At 58.1% G+C, this 22734-nt stretch carries 18 protein-coding genes and 1 riboswitch; of the genes, 3 read left to right on the top strand and 15 right to left on the bottom strand.

The features are described 5' to 3' along the window. Window positions 1-4: 4 nt before the first annotated feature. Genes II896_06120 through II896_06105 form a run of 4 tightly spaced genes read right to left on the bottom strand, consistent with a single transcriptional unit; the run spans window position 5 to window position 3491 of the window. Window positions 5-1357 (bottom strand): sodium ion-translocating decarboxylase subunit beta, encoded by a 1353-nt coding sequence (locus II896_06120; protein ID MBQ4444209.1) that lies wholly within the window; start codon window positions 1355-1357, stop codon window positions 5-7. Between the two features lie 21 nt (window positions 1358-1378). Further along, a complete protein-coding gene (locus II896_06115; protein ID MBQ4444208.1) occupies window positions 1379-1741 on the bottom strand; it encodes an acetyl-CoA carboxylase biotin carboxyl carrier protein subunit in 363 nt (120 codons plus the stop codon). 9 nt (window positions 1742-1750) lie between these two features. Next, window positions 1751-2092: an OadG family protein gene (locus II896_06110; protein MBQ4444207.1), complete on the bottom strand. Its 342-nt coding sequence runs from the start codon at window positions 2090-2092 to the stop codon at window positions 1751-1753. A gap of 10 nt (window positions 2093-2102) precedes the next feature. After that, window positions 2103-3491, bottom strand: a complete 1389-nt coding sequence (locus II896_06105; GenBank protein MBQ4444206.1) for a hypothetical protein — start codon at window positions 3489-3491, stop codon at window positions 2103-2105. Window positions 3492-3887: 396 nt separating this feature from the next. On the opposite strand from II896_06105, the gene II896_06100 reads away from it, so the two are divergent. Continuing rightward, entirely contained in the window at window positions 3888-4559 is a 672-nt protein-coding gene (locus tag II896_06100; GenBank protein MBQ4444205.1) for a hypothetical protein, read from the top strand. An 85-nt stretch (window positions 4560-4644) separates the two neighbouring features. On the opposite strand, the gene II896_06095 is transcribed toward II896_06100, so the two are convergent. Continuing rightward, on the bottom strand, window positions 4645-11847 hold the full coding sequence (locus II896_06095) for a hypothetical protein (GenBank protein ID MBQ4444204.1): 7203 nt from the start codon (window positions 11845-11847) through the stop codon (window positions 4645-4647). 204 nt (window positions 11848-12051) lie between these two features. Continuing rightward, window positions 12052-12957, bottom strand: coding sequence for a hypothetical protein (locus II896_06090; protein ID MBQ4444203.1), 906 nt, complete (start codon window positions 12955-12957; stop codon window positions 12052-12054). A 143-nt stretch (window positions 12958-13100) separates the two neighbouring features. On the opposite strand from II896_06090, the gene II896_06085 reads away from it, so the two are divergent. After that, window positions 13101-13631: a type II secretion system protein gene (locus II896_06085; protein MBQ4444202.1), complete on the top strand. Its 531-nt coding sequence runs from the start codon at window positions 13101-13103 to the stop codon at window positions 13629-13631. Window positions 13632-13844: 213 nt separating this feature from the next. Here the strand turns inward: II896_06085 and II896_06080 are convergent, their stop codons facing one another. From II896_06080 to II896_06050, 7 genes are all read right to left on the bottom strand, one after another. Continuing rightward, on the bottom strand, window positions 13845-14864 hold the full coding sequence (locus II896_06080) for an ATP-grasp domain-containing protein (protein ID MBQ4444201.1): 1020 nt from the start codon (window positions 14862-14864) through the stop codon (window positions 13845-13847). Window positions 14865-14872: 8 nt separating this feature from the next. Beyond that, entirely contained in the window at window positions 14873-16333 is a 1461-nt protein-coding gene (locus II896_06075; protein MBQ4444200.1) for a UDP-N-acetylmuramoyl-tripeptide--D-alanyl-D-alanine ligase, read from the bottom strand. Then, a complete protein-coding gene (locus II896_06070; protein ID MBQ4444199.1) occupies window positions 16330-17142 on the bottom strand; it encodes an alpha/beta hydrolase in 813 nt (270 codons plus the stop codon). Before II896_06070 ends, II896_06075 begins: the two co-directional genes overlap by 4 nt. A 65-nt stretch (window positions 17143-17207) precedes the next feature. Further along, a complete protein-coding gene (gene rimI / locus II896_06065; protein ID MBQ4444198.1) occupies window positions 17208-17654 on the bottom strand; it encodes a ribosomal protein S18-alanine N-acetyltransferase in 447 nt (148 codons plus the stop codon). After that, entirely contained in the window at window positions 17644-18231 is a 588-nt protein-coding gene (gene tsaB / locus II896_06060; GenBank protein ID MBQ4444197.1) for a tRNA (adenosine(37)-N6)-threonylcarbamoyltransferase complex dimerization subunit type 1 TsaB, read from the bottom strand. The genes rimI and tsaB overlap by 11 nt, the downstream gene beginning before the upstream one ends. A 98-nt stretch (window positions 18232-18329) precedes the next feature. Then, a complete protein-coding gene (gene tsaE / locus II896_06055) occupies window positions 18330-18740 on the bottom strand; it encodes a tRNA (adenosine(37)-N6)-threonylcarbamoyltransferase complex ATPase subunit type 1 TsaE (GenBank protein ID MBQ4444196.1) in 411 nt (136 codons plus the stop codon). 238 nt (window positions 18741-18978) lie between these two features. Continuing rightward, on the bottom strand, window positions 18979-19818 hold the full coding sequence (locus II896_06050) for an ECF transporter S component (GenBank protein MBQ4444195.1): 840 nt from the start codon (window positions 19816-19818) through the stop codon (window positions 18979-18981). A gap of 57 nt (window positions 19819-19875) precedes the next feature. Continuing rightward, window positions 19876-19998, bottom strand: a riboswitch (FMN riboswitch). Window positions 19999-20172: 174 nt separating this feature from the next. On the opposite strand from II896_06050, the gene II896_06045 reads away from it, so the two are divergent. Then, the gene (locus II896_06045; protein MBQ4444194.1) at window positions 20173-21399 is read left to right on the top strand and encodes an iron-containing alcohol dehydrogenase; all 1227 of its coding nucleotides are present in this window, start codon (window positions 20173-20175) and stop codon (window positions 21397-21399) included. 93 nt (window positions 21400-21492) lie between these two features. On the opposite strand, the gene II896_06040 is transcribed toward II896_06045, so the two are convergent. Together II896_06040 and rsfS are read right to left on the bottom strand one after the other, a co-directional pair. Then, the gene (locus II896_06040) at window positions 21493-21939 is read right to left on the bottom strand and encodes a hypothetical protein (protein MBQ4444193.1); all 447 of its coding nucleotides are present in this window, start codon (window positions 21937-21939) and stop codon (window positions 21493-21495) included. 246 nt (window positions 21940-22185) lie between these two features. Continuing rightward, window positions 22186-22551 (bottom strand): ribosome silencing factor, encoded by a 366-nt coding sequence (rsfS, locus tag II896_06035; GenBank protein ID MBQ4444192.1) that lies wholly within the window; start codon window positions 22549-22551, stop codon window positions 22186-22188. Window positions 22552-22734 lie beyond the last annotated feature (183 nt).

The raw sequence follows: 22734 nt of genomic DNA, 5'->3' as shown, positions 1-22734 counted from the left end.
TCTCCTATCCGAATATTGCCAGCAGTACGCCTGCGGCGACTGCCGAACCGATGACGCCGGCCACGTTGGGGCCCATAGCGTGCATCAACAAATAATTCTGCGGGTCTTCCTTTGCGCCCACGTCCTGCGCCACTCTGGCCGCCATAGGCACGGCGGACACGCCCGCGGCGCCGATAAGCGGATTGATTTTTCCTTTGGACAACTTGCTCATCAACTTGCCCAAGAGCACGCCGCCCGCCGTTCCGAAGGCGAACGCCACCACGCCCAACACGATGATTTTCAAGGTATCGAAGGTCAGGAAGGTCTGCGCGTAGGTCTTACTGCCGACCACCACGCCCAGCATAATGGTGATGATATTGATGAGTTCGTTGCTCGCGGTCTTGGTGAGGCGGGGTACCACGCCCGACTCTTTCATCAGGTTGCCGAGCATCAGCATACCCAGCAAAGGCAACGCCGACGGCAACAGCACGCCCACCAAAGCGGTCACCACGATGGGGAAGATGATCTTCTCGGTCTTGGACACCGTGCGCAGTTGGTCCATGCGGATCATACGCTCTTTCTTAGTGGTCAGCAACTTCATGATAGGCGGCTGTATCACGGGGATAAGCGCCATATAACTGTACGCCGCGATGGCGATCACGGGCACCATATCCGAGGCCAATTTGCTCGTCAAATAGATGGCCGTGGGGCCGTCCGCGCCGCCGATAATGCCGATGCTCGCGGCTTGTTCGGGCGTAAATCCCACCAACACGGACAAGAAAAAGGCCACGATGATACCCACCTGCGCCGCCGCGCCCAACAGCAAACTCTTGGGGTTGGCGATGAGCGGTCCGAAGTCGGTCATCGCGCCGATGCCGAGGAAGATAAGGGGCGGGAAGATGACCCAATCCACACCCTTGTAGAGGTAGTAGAACAAGCCCTTATTCGCCACGATCTGCGAAGCCACGGTCACGCTTTCCCAGGCCACGTTACCCCCCGCGTTGGTCGCAAAGGCCTGCACCACCGCGCTGTAATCGCCCACGAACATATCCGCCGAAAGGAAGGGGTAGGTCTGTATCAACTGCTCCATCGTCGCCGAAGCGATCACCCCGCCCGCGGCGTCCGTAATGACGTATCCCTTGGTACCGAACAGCACCTCGTACGCGCCCGGAATATTGATGAGGAACATACCGAACGCGATGGGCAGCAGGAGCATAGGCTCGAACTTCTTGACGATGGCCAAAAACATCAAGACGCACGCAATGAGCATCATCACGATATTCAGCCAAAAGCCCGAGCTTGCGATATTCACCAGCCCCGTGCTGTGCCACAATTTGTTAAGGCTGTCAACCCATTGGTTGCCCGCCCCCAAAATCATTTGCAACATACCGCCCTCCGTTTAGCCGATCACCGCCAACACCGCGCCGGTATCCACCGTAGTGCCCTTGGCTTGTTGGAAAGTCACCACGCCGTCGCAAGGCGCCACGATATCGTTTTCCATTTTCATAGCTTCCAATATCATAATGGGCTGATCTTTCTTGACGGTCGCGCCGTTCTCCACCTTGAAGCCCAACACCAAGCCGGGCATAGGTGCCACCACTTTGGTGCCGGCGGCAGGGGCCGCCTGCGGTGCGGGAGCCGCTTTGGGTTGCACGGGCGCCGTAGCGGCCGCGGGCGTTGCGCTTTGGGCCAAGCCCTCGCCGATCTCTTCCACTTCCACTTGATATTGTTTACCATTGACGGTCACGTTGAATTTACGCATAATAGCCTCCTATCTTACTCTTTCTATCTTACGCACCACGAATTTGGCTTTCTTTTGCGGTGCTTCCCTTTCCAATATCACGCTGATTGCCGCCATCACGGCCGCCGCTTCTTCCTCGTCCTCGCCTTGGGGCAAAGCGGGCGCGGCGGGCGCCGACGGCAACGCTTCTTCTTTGTCTTTTCCTTTCTTCTTGCGGTTTTTGACGCTATCCGTCACGGCTTGCATCACTCTATGCCCCATCGACAGCACCACCACCAAAAAGGCCAGCACCAAGAAGACGATGGCCAAGAGGTACACGGTCACTATGCCGCTCGAAGAAATATATTGATTTGCTGATAATACGGCGTTCATACCCACCTCGCTACTCGTCGGCGCCCAGCACCAGCAAAGCGTTCGCCACGTAGGGGCGCAAGGTCGAGGGATCGATCACCTCGTCCACGTAGCCCTTCTTCGCCGCGTCGAAGGCGTTGCCGTAGTCCTCGGCATACGCTTTCTCGATGGCTTTGCGCACTTCGGGGGTATTGCCCTTTTCTTTCAATTCGTCTTGGTATTCCAGATGCACGGCGGCTTCGGGGCGCACGGGCGCGATGACCGCGTCGGGGAACGCGAGGGAGTAGTCGAATCCCATGCCCTTACTCGCCAGCAAGGTGTACGCCGCACCCACGGCTCTACCCACCGCCACGGCCACGCGCGGAATATCCTCGTCGGCCATATAGGTCGCCAGACCCGCCATGCTGTCCAGCAAAGTACCGTCCTCGTTGTTCTCGAATCCGTCGCTGTCCACCAAGGTGATCAAGGTCGCTCCCGCACGCGAAAGCACCACTTGAAAATCCAGCACTTTCTTGGCGGCTTTGGCGTCCAACACGGGGCTTTCCGCATAATCGCAGGCCACCACGCCCACGGCCACGCCGTTCACGTGCGCCAACACGCACCGAGCGGCTTTTCCCGTTTCCTTACGCCATTCGAGATAGTCGCCGTCGTCCGCCAAGGCGTCCAACAGCGCGTCCACCGTATACCCTTCGCTCAATGCGGGCGCTTCGCGGTTGGGGTCGTCTTCCGAGCGATACACGCCCACGAACCAATCCCACAGATCGTGCAGCACGGCCGAGGTCTCCTCGCCGTTCTCGCACACGAAGTCCACGGTGCCCTTTTGGGCGTTGGCCAAAGCGGATGTCACGGCCTCGTGGGGCTTGCCCGTCTTGGCGGCCACCACTTGGGGTGCCAAAATACTCAACGCGCCGCCCTCTTCCATCAAGCGGAAATCGGCGATAGCGGCAAAGGTCGCCATCAAGCCGGTCGCCTGACCTTTCACGATACAGACGTGCAGTCCGTTCGCCTCGTAGAATTGCGAGGCCCTCTTGAGCACTGCGCCGTACCCTTCCAGCATATCCACGCCTTCGCCCACGCGCGCGCCCTTACTGTCCAGCACGCTCACGACGGCGATACCGCGCTTCTGGGCGAGGTCGAACGCACGGCAGATTTTATCTGCGGTCGCGCGGCCGAAACTGCCGTACAACGCCCCCGCGTTTTGGGCCACCACGACCACGGGATACCCGAACAAGGTCGCCGTGCCTACCAGAACGCCCTCGCCCGCGATGGGTGCGCCGTCCAACCGACTCACGCCCTCGGCCTGCGCGTTCATTTCCACGAACGAAGACTCGTCCACCAACCCGTCCACGTAGGCGCGAATATCCTTGGTCGCTTCCGCCAGACGAGCCTGCACTTCTTCCAAACGATTGATTTGTGACATACAAAGTCCTCCCGAAAGGTAAATAGGTACACTAATACTTATACCATAATTACATTATAGTACAACGCCCGCGCGATGGCAATCCTTTTCACCGATTCCCCCCAAAAAAAAGGTCGTAATTTTTCTCATCTTTCTCCCATCTATCTCTACCGCGACTCACTTTGCCGCGGGCGCATCATCAAGGCTTTGCCTTGCATTTTACTGCGTAACCTTTTTACTTCGCCTTGCCAAAACGCCGCTATCCGGTTCGCCCACAGCCCGCCGCACGTCGGATTCCGCCCGCGTTTTAACGCGGATTTCGTCCGTGCCGAGGCAAGATTTCTCCCGTATGCCCCGCACACGGCATATTCCCCGCACTTCCCGCATATTGTACAGCAAAAAGGACAAGGAGTTATTATGAAAAAAATCGTCATCACCCTCATCTTCATTTTCATAGCAATCACCGCAACTCTCGCTTTCACCGCCTGCCAAAAGCCCGCCGAAACCCCCGAAGACGACCATATCAGCTATATGCAGCAGTCTTTCTATATGGGCAAGACCAAGGACTTCACCGTGCGCCTCACGGGCGGCGTATCCGAAACGCTTTTCGTAGCGGACGGTCGGACGGTCGACGTCGTCCCCTTCACGACGCTCACGGTCATACCCCAGCACGTAGACCTCTTCAACGAAGCCTACGACTTCACGCTCACGGGGGACGCGGGCACCGTCTCGGGCAAACTCGACAAGGACAGTTTCGGCGCTTCCTACTCGGCTTCCGTCGACCTCACCTCGGTCGGTGCGCTCCTATCGGTCACCGTGCGCTCGGACAAGATCGAGCAAACGATAGACCTTGCGGATATGCTCAAGGGTAGCGTCACGGGCACGGCCGCTTTGGACGTCGCCCAACGCCAACTTGCGGACAAACTCGCCGCCTCGCAAAAGGAGCGCGAGATCTACGTCAAATACATCAACGACGCCGACTCCGCCGCTTCCGACTACTATTGGTACGTAGCGTTTATCGCCTCCCCCACCGATTACTACGCGGTACTCGTCTCCCCCGACGGCCAAATCGTCTCGGTCAATCCCTGAGAGCGGGCCTTTCGCGTCGCATATTGGATTTCACCCCAAAAAAACGGGCTTCGACGCTCTCGCCGAAGCCCGCTTCTTTTTTTTGCTATTCGTCGTCCTCGAATCTTCTCGAAGTCGTGGATATGACGATCTCGTCGTCGTCACCGCCACTTGTCGGCGCACCGCCGCCGAACGCGACGCCGCCGCCGTTTCCGCCGCCTATCACGATATCGTCGTCATCCGACGCGGTCGGTATCGCCAGCATATCCCCTTCGTCCGCGATGGGCGCGGCTTCTTCGGGCTTCGCGGCGGGCTTGGCCATGCCGCCCGGCACGTACCCCGTGGGTTGGGCGTTCTTACCCTTCTTTTCCTTTTCCTTCTTTTCTTTCTTCTCTTTTTTGCCCTTCCCTTCTTCTTTTTTGGGTTCCGCAACGGATTCCGCCGTCGTCTCCGCGCTTTCGGGCGCGTCCACCGCTTGCAGATACTCTTCTTCGCCCTCTTCGGCAGCGATCTCGCCTTCCTCCAAGCCGAGTTCGTCGTTCTCTTCCTCGGGCACGGCGTACTCGTCCGACTTGGGCGCCACGGCGGCCATCGTCGCTTGACCTTCGCCGCTCTCGCCTTGCGCGTTAGCCGCTTTTGCGTTGCCTTTGGCTTTCTTCTCGGGTTTCTCCTTCTTCGCGCGTTCTTTCTTTCCGCGCACTTTGGTACGCTTATGGGCACGTAGCACCGCCACCACCACGGCAACAATGATCAAGGCCACGATTCCCGCTATGACGTAATACGGCCAATACTCGGGTTGCGCGGCCAGCACGTAGTAGAATTGGTCGTCCGCAATGATGATTTCACTGCCTTCCACCTTGGCCTCGCGCACCGCATAACTCCCGTCCCGTCTTACGGCGATGATATAGACGTCCTCGCCGAACAAGTTCTCGGTCACGGGTAGGCTGATGGTCACGGTATGATCGGGCGCGCCGCCGTCCAGGGTATTCGTCGCGTAGATTTGCACGGTCCTATACAGCACGCCGCCCACGAAGGCGTACCTATTGGCGTTCGCGATGCTGTCCTCTTGCGCCAGAGCGGACACGGCCACCACGTTGTTGGGATACACCACGTTCACCGTTCCGGGCACACAGCGGTACTCGAAGTTGGTTTCGGCGTCCAAGTTGCCGATGGCGATGGGCGTAATGCTATTGGGGCCTTCCTTCGGCTCCCAGTTGGACGGCACCACGAACTTGACGCTCATCTTCGCCGTGATGGCCGAACTCACCGCGGTACCCTCTTCGGTCAGGAAGATGACCTCGGGCAAGATACTTCTGCCCGTGCGGTTGATGGTCTCGCTGCGCACGGTCACCACCACCGTCAAAGGCGATATGGTCAAGGCGAAGTCGGACAGTTGACGCGTCCCCTCGTACACGGTGATCACGCAGTACTCGGTCACGTCCTCGCCTTCCTCGTTCAAAATGCGGATAGTCCCCGCCGCGTTGGTCGGCAGATACTTATACACGCCCACGTCCTCGCCTTCCTCGCGCGACAACTTGCTGCCCTCGGCCACCGCAAAGCCCAAATCGTCCAACGAATGGCGATAGTCGGTCAGTTGCACTTGGGGATCTTGGTCGCCGTAGGACTTGACGGGCGCGGTGCCCTCCACGGCCAGATACACGATATACTTCTTCACCACGAAGGGCTCGGTATTCTCGCTCAACGCGAAGGTATAGTTCTTGGTCACGTCCGCGCCGCCCTCTTCGGTCACCTTGATGGTACCCAAGGTCACTTGGTAACGCTTATAGACCGACGGATCCGCGTTGGCGACTTCCACGCGGCCGAACGTGCTCTGTATCGACGCGTGATAGCGGCTCGCGAGGTCGTCGAAGCCCACGATATTATTGCCCACTCGCTTGGAGACGCCTACGTTGGTCGGCACGAATTCGTCGCTGACGTAGTAGGGTTTTCCGTTCTCTTTCTCATACACGGGGCGTAGCGTCACCTCGAGGGGCGTTATCACGAATTCGGCGGCTCTATAGGTCATGCGGTAGTTGGCCGACACGTCCAGACCGAAACGATACACGCGCACTTTGGCGAAGGACACGGGGTAGGTACCCACGTCGTCGATGGCCTTATCGTGCCTGCGCTGTTCCTCGCGCGTACCCACGTACACCAACTCGTCGCCTTCGCGCAAGGTGCCCGCCACCACGGTATATTCCAGCATAGGATCTTCCTCACCGTACACGGCGGTCACGCGGTTCCCCGCTATGCCCACCACGATGGGACAGGGATTGATATAATACAAGGCGCGGCTCACCTTTATCATATAGATATCGTTCAAAGTGCACGCGGTGTCGTCCGACAAAGTTATCGCGGTCGGCACGAAGCCGAAGTCGTCGCCCGCCTTGATGAGATACCCGCTCTCGTTGATAGCCGACGAATCCGCGTTCTCTCTCGTCAGACTTCCCACAAAGAAGTCCGCGTCCTCCTCCGCCGCGGGCAGGAGCGCCTTCAATTTCGCCTTATCGGCCGCCGACAGGCTGAAGGACAGCACGCCCGTATCGTCCCATTCGGGATCGTAGGTACGGCTGTAACTCTTGGCCAGCACGGTCACCGTGCCTTTGGCTATATCCGCTTTCACGTCCTCGAACACGAGGTCATAGTACTTTTGCAATTCTTCGAGCACGGCTTTGGCCTCGTCGATATTCGCGAGGGTCTCCGCCGCAAGCCCCGCTCGGTCGACGGCGTCCAACGCCGCGAGGAAATACTCCACGCCCGTGATACCCGCCGCCGCCACCAACGCCGCGTGCGGCGCTGTCACCAAGACGTTCTCGCCCGCTTGCAAGCGATAATACACGGCCTTATCCGCGCCCACGGCCACCGACTCGTACTCGCCGACGAAGGTCTTACCCAACAGGGTTCTCAACCCCGCCACCTTGTCGTCCGCCACGGTCGCGTTGTCGAGGGGCGTGATGCGCAAAGGCGCCGTCACCGCGACGGTCTTCGCATTGTCGAACGTCTTGCCTTTTTTGCCGCCTTCCACCGTACCCGTCACGCCGAGTCCCGTTATCTTCAAGGTCGGCTTCACGATACTGTATTCGAGGTAACGTCCCTCGGTATTCAGCACCATACCGCTATTGGCGAGGCTTCTGCCGTAGTAATAACCGGGCGTACCCACCACGCTCCCCGGCACGAAGTTGGCGTCGGCAGTACGATAGCCGTACACCACCAGTTCCACCGATTGATAGCGGTAGTCGGTCAAATCGCGCAAGAAGACGATTTCGGCCATATACCTACCCGCCATGGTAGGCGCCTCGCGCAGTTTCTTATAGACGTCGTTCTCTTTGGCGTAGTACCACACGTCGTAGTCCGTACCTTTCACGAGGGTAACGGTAGGCGCGTGCTCGTTATACGCGGTCGCGGACACGAAGTCGACGGTCGCGCCGATGGGTCGACCGTTGTAGTAAAAATCCGTACTCTCGGCCCCGTCGTTGAACGCCCAAGAGAGATACCGCACGTGCGTCACGACGAAGTCGTAGGTCACGGTGCTGCCCGCACGGATATAGCGAATATCCTCGCCCGCGTCCGAATACGTACCCACGTATTGCTCCACGTAGAAGTGGTAATTGGTCCGCAGGAAGGTCACTTTTACGTCGTAGGCTGTGTCCGAATCCTGCGTACCTACGGCGCTCGAACCCAAGGCGTCGCCGTACGTCACGCGGTAGTCTACGTTCGCGGCAAATTCGGCGGTCACGTCGTCCTCGCCCGACACGAAGCGCACGTCGAAGGTCTTGGCCGTGCCGTCGTAGGTGTACGAGTCGAATTCGGGCTTGAACACCACGCGCATCGCCTCGGCCTGCTTCACGTCGAATTTGACGTCCAGCCGGCAATTGCTACGCAGTATGCCCTCGGCGGCGGTATTCGTTCCGCCCACCAGGCTGTAGCGGCTGTAAATCAAGACTTCCTCGGGCGTTTGCGGCTCGCGGAAGCGTATCCGCAAGGTATAACTGCCCTTGCCGAACAAACCGTCCTCGCCCACCGTGGCCTCGCCCGACAGGCTGTCGTTGCTCGACAAGCGGTTATAATAGGTCATGCTCACGTATTGCTTGAAATCGGGCGTGATCAAAGGCGTCGCCGCCCCCGTCTCGTCCACGGTCTCGAAGGTGAGGTCGTCTATCGCGCGCATTCTCGCCTCGCCGTAGTAGGACGCATAGGTATCGCCCGCTTTTGCGAATATGGCCTCGTCCAACGCATTTATGGTCACCGGCAGCGGATTCACGGTGTACACGACGTTCAGCTTCAAATTATCGCTTCCTTCCACCACGGCGGCGTCCGCCGTATAGGTTTCGCCCGCCCGGGCGCCGTCGTACACCACGACCACTCTGCCGAAGGCGATATTGCCCCGATAGGCGGCGCGAACGGTTATCAATCTGTCATAACGCCCCGTTTCCATGGGCTCGGTATTTTCTTTCTTGATATTGCTGCCGAATTCCGTCCTCGACGAGGTATGCTCGAAATAGGTGTCGAAACTGTCGGCATACGCGGCCAGCGCCGTTTGCCCTTGGATATTCTCCAACAAGGTGGCGAGGCCGCTCTTTCCCTCGTTGCCCTTATAGAACGCGTAGCGCGGCAGGATATAGTCGCCCGCGTACGTTGCCTTATATCCCACGGGCAAGGTCACCACCGCGTCCAACCGAAGGGCGGGCAAGACCAAAGCGCCGTCGCACGCCAGCATATAGCCGTCGTACGAGAGATAAGTCGTCAAAATCTCCGCAGGCGTCAACGCCGTCGCCGCGTACCCGTAGGCAGGATAATCCTCGCCGAACACCAGGCCCACCGCATAGCGGTTGGCGTCCAAGGGTTTATTCGTCGTAAAGACGGTGCTGTCCGAAGCCTTCGCGTAATACTTGGTATAGTGGAAAGCGGCGGCGTCCGCGGCGGGCAACGGTCTACCGCCCACGTAGAAGGTCACGTCGGTTTCTTTTTCGGTCGCGTCGAACACGCTGTCCCCCACGAAGGCGGCCTTCGCGGTCAGTTGAAGGGTGCGGATGGTGAATTCGCGGTACACCTCTTTGCCGTAGCCCACGCTGTAATACACGCACGGCTCGTTGAACCGCAGCACGACGCGATAGCGGCCGGGATTTACGGGATAGGCGCAGATCGTCCATACGTCGCCCGCTTGTTTTTGATAATACACGCTATAGGCCAAGCCCGACGAGTCGAACTCGCCGAAATCGGGCTCCGCCGCAAAGGCCGTGCCCGTATAGTCGGCGGCGTCCAACGAAAGCCCCGCTATATCGAAGCGAATGCTGTCCGTCGTCGCCGTGGATTTCTTTTCGATATTCAGCACGAAACTTTGCCCCTTGTAGGCGCCCGCGCCCATCGTGATATAGGCGGCGTATTTGCCCACCTCGGCGCAAATATCGTTCTCGGCGGTCACCTTGTAGATATCGTTTTCGAGGGTATAGTAGACCACGGTAACGTCACCCGCCGTCACGCCGAATTTTTCGCTCATCGCGTCCGCCACGGCCGCCAGCGCCGCCGTCTTATCGTCCGCGTCCACGGCCATGGTGCCCATAGGCACGGTTTCGATGGCGAAGGCGAAGTGCGCTTTATCGCCCGCCTCGGCCACTTGCACGGATTGTCCCAGGTTGTTGGTGCCTATCCAATCGCCGAAGGTCACTTCGCACTCGTAGCGCCCCCGCAGTTGCTTGGCTTTGATGGTGTTCAAATTGACGGGATCTCCGTCGGGGAAGGTCGCGCTGCCCTCATAGGTATAGGCAAAGGTCAGGTTATCCGCGGCCGAACTGTTGTAGCGGACGGCGGGAGACAAGGCCGAGGTGGCTCTTGCGCCGGCGTGCGCGGCTATGTATGCTTTGGCGGCGTTCGTTTGGTCGTTGTAGTACACTTGCCGCACGCCCGTTATTTCGTACGTACCGATTATCTCGAATTCCTGCGTTATCTCGTTATTCGAGGCGTTTATCACGAAGTTTTGGTCGGCCTCGCCGAAGAAGCCCTTGCCCGTTATCTTGCCGCCTTCGCCCACCGAGAGGTCCAACGAATAGGTCACGGTATATTTCCCGAGGGCGGTCAATCCGTCGCCCACTTCCTCGTTGCTCATGGCGGTACCGTTCGCGCGATAATAGGTTGCCGAACTATCGACCACGCGCAACTCCAATTTTTGCGATTCATCCGCCCGCAAGGCGAATTCGGCGGGGCGCACCTTCACTTCCGTTCCGCGCACGATATACATAGCGCCCGTCGCTTGGTCGATATTTTGATTCCATTTGACGACGTAGGGCGTAGGCTTGATGGTATACGTCAGATCCACGAAGTCGCCCACCGCCAGATCCGCCGCCGCAATGGGTTGCGACGCGGTCACACGGCACACGTAGGTACCCGCCTTGACGGGTGCTTCGGCGAGGAGCAAGCCGTCTTTCCAATAGGTCACCGTCAACTTGTCGGCGTACGCGTCCGCGATTTGACCGTTCGCCTTCGCGGCGGCTCCCGCGAACTTGGGCGTATAATACGCCGCGCGGGCGGCCAGCATCGCGGCTCTTTCGGCTTCGAGCGCGTCGGGGCTGACGCCTTTGTTATAGGTGGTGTACATTCCCTCATAGAGGGACAGGGTGTCCGCCGACAACGACAACCAGTCGGCGAGATTTCTCTTCACGTAGAAGGTGGAAGTATAGGTTTCCGCGGCTTTTTGCACGACCACGTGATAGACGCCCGTGTCGATCACTTCCGCGGTATCCGCCATATTCTCGTCCTGCACTTTCACGGTGTACTCGGCGGTCTTATCCTCTCCGTCCACGTACACTTTGGTACCGTTTTTCACAGCTTCACAATGGTTCGCCCCGTCGTACGCGATATCCGACGAGGGCGCAAACAGCACGTTGACGCCTTTCTCCACGACGCGATAGGACAAAGACGCCACGGTGCTACCCGCGCTCAAAGCGTTGCCCGCCATATTCTGGAAAGTACCCGTACCGCCCTCGCCTACGAGGATCTTCACGGTATACGTACCCACGGCGGTGGGCTTCGCCCCCAAGAGGGTATCGCCTTGATAATACTTCACTTGGGCGTTCATGGTTGCCTCGCCGAGCGCCAAATAGGTCCATTCGGCTTTATCGGTCGAAGTCCATATTCTCGCCTTCACTTGGTAATCCTCGCCTTGGTAGGCCGCTCTATCCAATTCGATCGAGCCGTACACGAACAGCGCGTTGTCGGCAGAGGCCGTCTTCGTCACGGCCACCGCGACGAAAGCCGTCGTCAACAGCACGACGACCAGCAGTCCAAGTAGTAGTTTATTATAGGTCTTTGTCATAGTATACACCTCGCGTATGTGCATAGATACAACAATAATACCACATTATACTACAATATTGCAATACCCTTTCGCTATTTTAATCAAATCTTCACGCTGTCGCCCCGCCCGCCGCCGCAACTCGCAAAGCGAATATCACGGCTTTCCACGGGCAAGATAATCGCGCTTTTGCCTTTGGCAAAGCGTATCACCGTTTTTCGGGGTCTATCCGCGCCCGCACACCACCACGCCGTACCGCACGCTCGACGCTTCTTTCACCTCGCCCAGCGACCTGCCCACGTTCGCCACGGTTTCCCGCACGTAACCCAAATAATCTTCCGTGCCGAACAAATAGTCCGAGCCGAGTTTCAGCATACTCTCCTTGTACGCCTTACTCCCCGCCGCCGTCACGCCTTGGACGGTGATTTTCCCGTCGGCCACCCGCGTTTCCAGCGTGACCTTGGCGCGCTCCTCGTCCGAGCCCATCAACGCCTTCAGCAGTCTGTTCGTCACCTTGATATCCACGGTCAATTCCAACGTCAAATTCTCCCCGTCGAGCGCGGCGCGCACCGCGGTCAACGCGGCGTCTTTCATCTTGGGCGCCTCGGCCTTCATGGCTTCCCAATAGATATATGCCAATTCGTCGAAGCGTATCAACGCGTATGGCACGCTCCAACTGAGCCTTTCCCCCGTCAGCAGCGCCGCATAGTTCACGGTTTCCCCCGTACGTATAGGGGTTTTCGACAACAAAACCCGCACCCGCTCCTCTACGGGCAGTCGCAAATCGGCCTTATATACCGTAGCGGTTTCGGTCTTTCCCGTCTCGCCGTCCCGCGCCTTTTTCTCCTCTCCGTCCACTTCGCTTTGCGCGTTTTCTTTTCCGTCTTCTTCCCTCTCGGTCACCGCGTCGTCCCCCTTCGTGTCCTCTTCTTTTTCGGGCCAAACGATATCGCCCGCGTCCTCTTTCGGCACGGGCAAAAACGCCGCCGTATCCTCTTCCGGCTCTTGCGTTTTCTCACGCCAATTTCCCGCGCTCATCATGGCCAAAGACGTGGCGCACGTCACCAAAAGTACCCCCTGCGCCACTATGCACAAAACCCTACTCGCTCTTCCCGTCCATCTTCTTCTCATCGAGAGAAGTATGCCCGTTTCCGCGTCCGTTCAACCAAAAAAAAGCGGCGTTTTCGCCGCATTCCCCACTTTTAAGACCTTTTAAGACAAAGTGCAAATCACCTATATTGACAATAATTCGCTTTTATGCTACAATAAGCGGTATGAAACGTTATCTTGCCCACTTGCACCGCAGAGGTTTCACCCTCGTCGAACTCGTCGTAGTCATTGCGATTATGGCGATTTTGGCAGGTACGGTCACTTCCGCCGTCATCGGCATTGCCAAGTCGGTCAAGGACAACAACAACAAAGACGCCGTGCGCAATTATTTCGCCATGGCCAAGGCGGCGTTGGACCAAATCAATTCGGGCGTTTCCATCTATTCCAACGGCACCTTCACCACCACGGCGGACATCGCCACTTTGATGCGGCGCACCACGGGTTCGGAGCCGAAAATGGTCTACCGCGTCGAGGACACCCAAAACGCCGAGAAGAATCGGCCTTTCCCCACCGACGACGCGGGATACTACGTGTTTGTGCGCTTCGCAGATCCCGCCCTCACCTATCCCGTCACGTCCTCGTCTATGGTGGACGACGCCAACCGCAAGTTTTTCGTAGACGCCGTCTACTACGTTTCAGACAAGGTCTGCTACGGCGTTTCCCGCTCTTCCGTCGAAGTTTCCGTCACGCGGTAACCTCTTTTTCCATCACGCAATACGATTTGCGCGTTAAGCTTCGCTTTGGACGACTTTCCGCACCTTGCACCCGTTTCCCCCGCTTTCGGTAGCGCAATTTCCCTCTGCTATCTCGCACCGCATAGCGATATATCCTATTCGCTTTCGTCGAAAGTATAGAATCGGCTCTGCCGACGATCTCACGGTAGAGAGAAAGGCGCTCGCCTCACCTCTCTACTTGTACGTTCCCACCAATTCTCCCAGCAATTCCCCGTATTTTGCCTTGGGTTCTTTCGCGCACCGCGCGTTCTCCACCAGCACTTCCGTCAACCGCGCGACGGGCATTCCCACCGCCGCAAATAAGCGGAAAGACAAGGAGCCGGGGATGGTATTGATCTCGTTGACGTACAATTTTTCTCCGTCGTAGAGGTAATCCACGCGCACCACGCCCCGCATACCGAGCGCCCCGTACACTTCGCGGGTGGTCTTCTCTATTTCCTCCCGCAGTTCGTCCGCCAACGCCGCGGGCAACTCGTGGGCGCACTCCCGCATATATTTTTCCCCAAAGGTGTACGTATCGCCCCCATAGGCGGGACGCTCAATGGCGCTCAGGCGTATTTCGTTCCCGTCCCAAAGAGCGGCCTGATTATATTCCTTCGCCCCTTCGACGTAGCGTTCCCACAGCACTCTATCGTCGTAGGCGGCGGCCTGCGCCAACGCGTTGCGGTACATCTCTTCCGTTCGCGCCACCCCAACGCCTATACTCGAGCCCAATCTCGCGGGTTTGCACACCACGGGCAAAGGGGGCGTCACGCCCTCTTTCGCCTCGCCGCCATCCACAACGGGGAAGCCCAACCCGGCCAGCACGCGCTTACACCATATCTTATCCATACACACGGCGGACGTGAGGGTATCGCACGCGGTATAGGGGACTTGATAATAATCGAGCACCGCCTCTAATGTGCCGTCCTCTCCCTCGCCTCCGTGCGTCACGAGCAAGGCGGCCGCCGCCCGAAGATAGGTGCCGCCCACTTTCAGGCCGCCCTTCGCCCAGGTCGCCCTCTTGCCTTTCACTTTGCCCGTATAGGCGGCGTATTTCTTCCAGTCTTTCACCAGCCACAGTTCGCCCTCGCGCATATACACGGGCACCAAGCGGTCTTCACCCGTCCACAATTCGCCTATCTGCACGGCGCTTATCACGCTCACGTCGTGTTCGTACGACCTTCCGCCGTACACCATCAAAATATTCCGCATTTTACCTCCTATTCCTTGTAATCGGCCATGATCAACAGCACGTCGCCTTCCCGCAGCAATCCCGCGTACAAGGCCACGCTTTTTTCGGTATTCGGCACCGAATAGACGGGCACGTATCCCCCCAATCCCTGCCGCAATTCCTTTTCATATCGGTCGCCCACGATCACCGCCACGTCGGCCGTTTGCGCGATCATCTCACCCAAGCGCACGTTGAGCCCCAACTTGTCGTCGCTCTCGTCAATGCCGCTCGTCGCCACCACTTTGCGCCCCTCGTACAGACGCAGATATTCCAACGCGTATTCCGCGCCCCGTATATTGCAGTTGTACCCGTCGTCCACTATCCACACGCCGCGCGCGTTCTTCTTCACTTCCAGGCGGTGCGGCTCTCCTTTCACCGTCGCCCACCGCGCCCGTATCTCTTCGGGGGTTGCGCCGAGGTGTCGCGCCACGGCGTAGGCGCACAGGGCGTTATCCACGTTTTGCCGTCCGGGCAAGGGCAAGCGCACGTCCGCCCGTTCCCGACGATTGCACACGGTCAAGGACACGCCTTCTTTGTCCAATCGCACGTTTTCCGCCCACCAATCGCCCCCCTCGCCGAAGGTCGCGTGCGCGGGATACCCCACGGACGTATGGCATATACCCCACTCCACTTGGTCCAGCAATCGGCACTTTTCCTGCCGTATGTCCTCCACGCGGTCGAATTTGGCGGTGTGCTGGGGCAATACGCAGGTCACCACCCCCACTTTGGGGCGATACAACGCCAGCAACTCTTTCATATCGTCGGGTTTTCCCACCCCCATTTCGGCGACGAACCACTTGGTCCCCGCGGGCATTTCGCGAATGGACAAGGCAATCCCTATGGGCGTATTGTAATTTCCTTTGGTGGCGTAAGCCCCTTCGCCGAGGGCCGATACGATCAACCGCTTCACCGTGGTCTTGCCCGCCGAGCCCGTCACCCCGATAAGGCACGCGTTCGATTTGGCGAGCGTCTCGGCTTCTCTCTTTTCAAATCGTCTGTTACGGCGAGTTTCCAAGGGATAGCATATTCCCGCCGCCACCGCCGCCACGAGGTACCCCATCGTCCCGCACACGCCCCACCAATAGACGTATTCGGCTTTGACGAGCGCGCACGCCATCGGGGCCGCCAATAGCGCCGCCGCCACCGCGTACAATCGCCAAAAACGCGCGGATAGCCTCGGACGTACCCCCTTTATCCGCACCGCCAGCCACACGGTCTCGGGCAGAAAAGCGGCCAAGACATACGCGCCCACCCACTTCTCGTCGGGCCACCACAACCACGCCGACGCGCTCAACGCGAGGGCGTACACGGCAATGGCAAGGTCCACCCACGGCCAACCTTTCCGCACACGCCCGAGCGGCTTATACCTATTCCGTTGCACCCCGTCGAGGTAGGGCGCCAACGCCAAGACCGCCAGCGCGTAACTCACCAATACCGCCGCGATCCTCATGACTCGCCCTCTTCTCCATTTGCGCCGCGACCTTCGTGCAGCGAATGATCGTTCGCCCCATCGGGGCGTCCGCCTCCCGCCGCAGGCAGATTTCTCCCGCTCGCGGTCAGAGCGGATTTCTCCCGTGCGGCAGAACGGATTTTTCCCGAGGCATTGCCTCGGATTTCACCGCATTCCGCAGAGGGGTTCTCCCCCGCGGTGGTGCACAGCGCAAACTCTTTCACGATGGCGTCGAATCGTTGCGGCTCTTCCGCAAAGCAAAAATGCCCCCGCCCCTCAAATAGCACGGTTCGGCTATTCCGTAGCAGTCGCTCGTACCGCCGTAGCATATACGGGGGCGTTTCCCTATCGGCCGTCCCCCACACCAAGAGGACGGGCACGCGTATTTCGCGCACCTCTTTTTCCTGATAGGTATGGATGATGTTCACAAAAGTCCGCCGTTCCGCGCCCGAGGTAGCTTCGTAGTCCGCGCTTCCCTGCGGGCGGGGCAATCCCCACAGCGCATACCACTTGGCTCTTGCGATGCGCAGATAATACCGCGCGGTGCGCCTCGGCTTCATACCCGCCGCGCCCACCAGCACCAACCCCGCTATGCGCGTAGATTGCGTCGCCAAACGCACGGCCACCCGCGCGCCGAAGGAATGGGCTACCACCACCACGTCTTCCATATTGTAGCGGCGCATCACCTCGTCCACCCCGTCCGCGAAGTATTGCAGATCCACGGGCACCGAGGGCGCGGGGCTTTCGCCGAATCCGTAGAAATCCACGGCGGTCAAACAAAAAGATGGGGTTTCCCGCAAGGCAAACACCTCTTTCGTACAACCCCAACCATGCAAATACAGTATTTCTTTTCCTTGTCCCAAACGGACGTGCGCTAACAGTCTACACTCCTTCGGTACCAATAAATGACGGCGTTCTCCCCGTCCATATAATACTTGGGACGGATACCCGCGGCCACGAATCCGCATTTCTCGTACAGATGCCTAGCCACCGCGTTTCCTTCGCGCACTTCCAGCGTCACGGCCGCCACGTCCTCGGGCAAATCGGCGAGAAGATGCGCCATCATTCGGCTACCTAACCCCCTGCCTTGATACGCGGGCAGGACGGCTACATTCAGTATATGCGCCTCGTCCAATATGTGCATATAGCTGTAATAGCCCGCCACCTCGCCGTCCACGATCATCAATGCGTACTTGCTATGCGGCGTCCGCAACTCCTCTTCCAGCATATCCTCCGTCCAGGGGTCGCAAAAACACGCCTCTTCTATGCGGCGCAACTCTTCCAGATCCCCCCTCACGGCTTGCCGAAACTCAATCTCCATCTTTTCTATTCTCGCGCAGTCTTTCGGCCTGGCTCTTTTTGAGATACAACGGCGCCACGGGCTCGGTCGCGGCTTCCCCCGCGTGATTTATTACGTAGGTATGCAGTCGACTCGCGTACGCCTCGCGCCCAAGCACGGTTTTCGCGCCCGTACCTTCCACGCCCACCGACCTATCGAGGGCGGCCACTTCTTCCACGCTCATCTCCCCTTTGTCGGTGTAACAATACCCCGCTCTCGACGGGAGCGCCGCCGTCGTTTGGTCATCTTCGCCCTCGAGGAGCATTTCGAGCAAATTCACGCCCAACAGTTTCACGCCCGTCGTGCCGAACGCGTTCACCACGCTCACGCCTATGCGCAACCCCGTGAACGAGCCGGGCCCCACGGCCACCGCGACGAGGTCCAGATCCCCCATCGTCAAGCCGACCGAAGCCAACGCCTCGTCCACCAAGGGAATGATATTCTTGGACGTATTCTCGCCCGCGGCGGGCACTCTGTCGATCACCTTCACCGCGCATTCGTTCTCCGCCACAAGGAGCGTACTCCTCACCGACGTATCCACTATCAATATCTTACTCATTATCCCAACTCCTATTTCCCCACTCATTCGCAATTCACGAAGGCACAAGCCTTCGATTCACGGCCGCAGGCCAATTCACGACGGCGAATGCCGTCAATTCACTCTATTACGTACACTCTTCCGTTCTCTTCACCCTCGGCGTATCTCGCACAAACTCTTATCACTTTTCCCCAAAAACATTCGTTTTTATTCCACTCGATACAGCACACCGCGTCAGGCCTATGGAAATACTCCTCGAAGCCCATCTCCGCCGCCGATTCCTCGTCCAGGCGGTACAAATCGAAGTGATACAGCCACAACTTGTCGCCCTTATATTCGTTCATCAACGTAAAGGTGGGGCTGGTCACCACGTCCTCCACGCCCAGCGCCTTCGCCAGCCCCTTGACAAAAGTGGTTTTTCCCGCGCCCAAATCCCCGTCGAGGAGAACGACTTCTCCCCCCGACAGGCTCTTCGCCAGCACTTCGGCGATCCTATACGTTTCTTCCACGCTTCTCGACACGTATTCCATTCGTCTATTCTCTTCGCCCACGGCGGTATCCCTCCAATCCCACAGGGGGTTCGCCCCTCTTAGCGGTATCTCGCGGTTGCCCTCGGCAACTATCTCCTATCTCGCGCCCCGCGCGTCCACAACGCACCGCAGGTGCAATTCACGAAGTCGCAAGACTTCAATTCACGGCCGCAGGCCAATTCACGACGGCGAACGCCGTCAATTCACTTTTACGTACCGCATAGCGGTATCTCGCGCCCTACGCGCTCACCCACTTCTTTATGAGCCTCGACAATCTCTTGTACACTGCGAAAGTCATCAAGCACATCAACAAGCACCGCAAGAGGTTGAAAGGCACCACCGACAAGGTGAGGTAGTAAGTGTAGAAGTTTTCCCAAGTGATTTTCGGGAAGAGCGGCGTCAGCATCTTCACCAGCACGGCCTCGTTGCCGCCGAAGTAGTAGCGGATATAGAAAGGCACGCTCACGAAGCGGTTGACGAGTACGGCCACCCCCGTCAGCGCGAGGCTGCCGATCACCACGCCCACGACGGCGCCGCGTATATTCTTATACTTGCGGTACACGAGCGCGGCGGGCACCACCAACGCCAGCCCGAGAATAATATCCGTTCCCTCTCCCACGAACGCGGTAGAGGTCAGGGGCATTTTCAACAGGCATTTCAGCACGACGATCGCCGCGCCCCACAAAGGGCCGAACATAAACCCCGCGATGAGGGCGGGCAACTCGCTGAATTGCAAGTCGAAAAAGGACGGAAACATAAAGGGCAGTTTGCAAAACTTGCCCAAGAGGTACAACCCGTAGGACAGCGCCGTAAACACGCCCGTCACGGCTATCTTCTTGGTATATTCCCGCCGCTTTCTCTTTCCCTTCTTTGGCTCGGATTCTATGCCTTTTGCCTCGGGCGTCTCCATTTCATTCGCGCTCGGTGCGTCCGCGCCCCGACGAAAATCGGATTTCTCCGGCTCGCATTCCGAGCGGATTTCTCCCGCTTGCGGTTCAAGCGGATTTCTCCGGCTCGCGTCCCGAGCGGATTTCTCCTCCCTCACTGCGGCCCCGTTCTCTTTCTTTTCTTCTTCCATACGCGTCTCCTTCGGCGGCCATCAAAAAACCGCCTCTTGGGCGGAATAACGTTGCGTATTATTCCTTTACCATCCGGACTATACCGTCGGGGTGGGAATTGCACCCACTCGGCGCCGCAAGTAGCGGCGTTAGCGGCCTATACCGCCGGTGAAGACTTTCACTTCGCCTCAAGGTACCTCTATCATATCACTTTCCCCCTTCTCTTGCAACCGTTCCCGCCACATTCCTCGCAATTTCTTTCTCTCGACCGCTTATCCTTCGTTTTTTATCAAAAAACTTTCGTTTCCCTCTACCCAAACGCGGATTTTTGTGGTAAAATGTAGTTAATTTCCCAAATATTTACGGAGGTCGTTATGAACGCTTTACGAAAATGCTGGTGCAGAACCTATCAACGCGTGATGTACGTCGCGGAGTTTATGATGCCTTGGCGCAAGGCCGAGGTCATCGAAGGGCCGGACAGTCTTCTCCGCTTGCCCGCTCTTCTCAAAGAGCGCAAGGCCGCGGGCGTGCTGGTCGTCACGGATGAATTTTTGTCCAAAAACGTCCTGCCCCCCTTCCTTGCCAAAATGGAAGAGGAAGGCGTCAAATACGCCTTATACGACAAGGTCGTGCCCAATCCCTCCATTCAATGCATCGAGGACGGGCTCAAGGTATACCAAGCCAACCAATGCGACGTGGTCGTGGCGGTAGGCGGCGGCTCGCCCATGGACTGCGCCAAGATCATCGCGGCGCGTTCGGTCAGCAAGAAGTCGGTCGAGCAGATGAAAGGTCTTCTCAAAATCAACAAAAAACTGTCCCCCTTCTACGCGGTACCCACCACGGCGGGCACGGGCAGCGAAGTCACCTTGGCGGCGGTCATTTCCAACCCCGACAAAAACGAGAAGTATCCCATCAACGATCCCAGCCTCATCCCCGGCTACGTCGTATTGGATCCCAACCTTACGGTGGGACTTCCCCCGCACATCACGTCCACTACGGGCATGGACGCGCTTACGCACGCGGTCGAGGCCTACATCGGTCGGTCCAACACGCGGGACACCAAGCGCGACGCCGTTGACGCGGTCAAACTCATTTTCGACAACATTCTCACCGCCTACCACGAGGGCACCAACTTGGAGGCTCGCGGCAATATGCAACGCGCCGCCATGCTTGCCGGTCGCGCGTTCACCCGCGCCTACGTGGGCTACGTACACGCCATCGGTCACGCCTTGGGCGCTTTCTATCACATTCCCCACGGCTTGGCGATGAGCATCATTTTGCCAACCATGCTCAAAGCCTACGGCAAGAGCGCCTACAAGCGCTTGGCCGAGTTGGCGGATGTGGTCGGCATCGGAGGCAAGGACGACCAAGCCAAAGCCGAGGCCTTCATAGCCCGCGTCGAAGCGATGAACGCCGAGATGCAGATCCCCCAAAAGATCGGCGGCAAATTCGCCATCAACGAAGCGGACATTCCCGAGATCGTCAAACGCGCGGACGCCGAGGCCAATCCCCTCTATCCCTGCCCCACCCTATTCGACAAGGACGAGTTGTCCGCCATCGTATTCGAGTTGATGGAAGAGGTCAAACCCCAAGAATCCTGAGTTATTTCCCTTCATCAACAAGGGTGACCGTTCGTTCGGTCACCCTTGTTTTTTCCACGCCCGCGTCCCTTACGCGTGGCGACTTCGCTCGATTTATTCCAGACAAAAGCAACTCGTTCGCCCTTTTATCTCATCAATATCTATCGTATGTTTATGCAATATTTCTTGATAAATATGCACGTCCGCACACACGTAGACAGGCAACCGCTCCGCGCCGTCCACGGCGCAATGCTCACTTGGCGCATTGTCCGCATTCGAGCGTAGCGAACTATCCCTTTCCTCGTCCAGAATGACTTTCTTTCGTCTGTCTTTGACCGAGACCGCCGCACGCCCGAAGCCGTCCGCCAACCCCAGCGACAAATATTGCCGCACCGACTGCGCCACCTCGCGCAACACGCGTTGCCGCTCGTTCCGCCCGTACACGGGGCGTAGCACCACGGCCACCACCACCCCCTCGTCCGTCATGGCGCATTGATACGCCGCCACGTCGGGATGCGCGATGGGTATTTCCATTTCCGCCGCACATTCTATCACCATCATACGCTACTATCCTTCTCCTATCAGTTTTCCCTTTTTCTACGTCGTTCATACGCCCACGCGCCGCCAAACCGCGACCGTCGTCACCGCAAAAAAAACGTACGCCTATGGCGTACGTCCATATCCGTTCGCCGCAGGCGAACGCATCTATTTACTTTTCTACAACGCGTTGACCCGTCCTACGCACCCAAACCGTCTGTCGAGCGCAAGTAGCGATCGCGGCGCCGCAGGCGTGCACGGGCTGGTTCCCTACACGGTCATAAATCGTTCGACGTTGCTCCCGTCGGGCTCGGCCCACAACTTCTCGAAGTCATAGAAATCCCGTAGGTCGGTATGGAAGATATGCACGATGACCAAGCCATAATCCAGCACGATCCACCGTCCTTCGCGTTCGCCCTCCTTACCGGCGGCGAAGATACCGTCCTTATTCTCCCCCTCCAACTTATCCTGCAAATAATCGCTGGCGGTTTTGGCGACCGTCGCGTTTCTCGCGGTACCCACCACGTAGTAGTTGGTCACCGCGGTCTTTTCGCTCACGTCAATGGTCACGATATTGGTGATATGTCTATCCGCCAACGTCTCCGCGATCTTCCTTGCCAATTCTTTAGAGTTCATCAAATCCATTTTTTCTCCTTCTTGATGCCTTTGGCATCAAATTCGCCCGTTCGGGCGTTATCATTCGTGCGTAGCACGCTATTATACGAGCCTTTCGGCGAGTCCACAACGCACCGTAGGTGCAATTCACGATACCCGAATGGGCATCAATTCACGCGCTTTGCGCAATTCACGCGGGCTAAG

The organism is Clostridia bacterium (assembly GCA_017394805.1).
GTDB lineage: Bacteria > Bacillota > Clostridia > Christensenellales > CAG-1252 > RUG14300.
Note: the sequence above shows the minus strand (reverse complement) of the source record. Positions and strands in the feature narration are given on the sequence as shown.

Excerpts from the sequence above, each read along its gene's own strand:
- II896_06120 (MBQ4444209.1), bottom strand. The coding sequence starts at position 1,357 with ATGATTTTGGGGGCGGGCAACCAATGGGTTGACAGCCTTAACAAATTG.
- II896_06115 (MBQ4444208.1), bottom strand. The coding sequence starts at position 1,741 with ATGCGTAAATTCAACGTGACCGTCAATGGTAAACAATATCAAGTGGAA.
- II896_06110 (MBQ4444207.1), bottom strand. The coding sequence starts at position 2,092 with ATGAACGCCGTATTATCAGCAAATCAATATATTTCTTCGAGCGGCATA.
- II896_06105 (MBQ4444206.1), bottom strand. The coding sequence starts at position 3,491 with ATGTCACAAATCAATCGTTTGGAAGAAGTGCAGGCTCGTCTGGCGGAA.
- II896_06100 (MBQ4444205.1), top strand. The coding sequence starts at position 3,888 with ATGAAAAAAATCGTCATCACCCTCATCTTCATTTTCATAGCAATCACC.
- II896_06095 (MBQ4444204.1), bottom strand. The coding sequence starts at position 11,847 with ATGACAAAGACCTATAATAAACTACTACTTGGACTGCTGGTCGTCGTG.
- II896_06090 (MBQ4444203.1), bottom strand. The coding sequence starts at position 12,957 with ATGAGAAGAAGATGGACGGGAAGAGCGAGTAGGGTTTTGTGCATAGTG.
- II896_06085 (MBQ4444202.1), top strand. The coding sequence starts at position 13,101 with ATGAAACGTTATCTTGCCCACTTGCACCGCAGAGGTTTCACCCTCGTC.
- II896_06080 (MBQ4444201.1), bottom strand. The coding sequence starts at position 14,864 with ATGCGGAATATTTTGATGGTGTACGGCGGAAGGTCGTACGAACACGAC.
- II896_06075 (MBQ4444200.1), bottom strand. The coding sequence starts at position 16,333 with ATGAGGATCGCGGCGGTATTGGTGAGTTACGCGCTGGCGGTCTTGGCG.
- rimI (MBQ4444198.1), bottom strand. The coding sequence starts at position 17,654 with ATGGAGATTGAGTTTCGGCAAGCCGTGAGGGGGGATCTGGAAGAGTTG.
- tsaB (MBQ4444197.1), bottom strand. The coding sequence starts at position 18,231 with ATGAGTAAGATATTGATAGTGGATACGTCGGTGAGGAGTACGCTCCTT.
- tsaE (MBQ4444196.1), bottom strand. The coding sequence starts at position 18,740 with ATGGAATACGTGTCGAGAAGCGTGGAAGAAACGTATAGGATCGCCGAA.
- II896_06050 (MBQ4444195.1), bottom strand. The coding sequence starts at position 19,818 with ATGGAAGAAGAAAAGAAAGAGAACGGGGCCGCAGTGAGGGAGGAGAAA.
- II896_06045 (MBQ4444194.1), top strand. The coding sequence starts at position 20,173 with ATGAACGCTTTACGAAAATGCTGGTGCAGAACCTATCAACGCGTGATG.
- II896_06040 (MBQ4444193.1), bottom strand. The coding sequence starts at position 21,939 with ATGATGGTGATAGAATGTGCGGCGGAAATGGAAATACCCATCGCGCAT.
- rsfS (MBQ4444192.1), bottom strand. The coding sequence starts at position 22,551 with ATGAACTCTAAAGAATTGGCAAGGAAGATCGCGGAGACGTTGGCGGAT.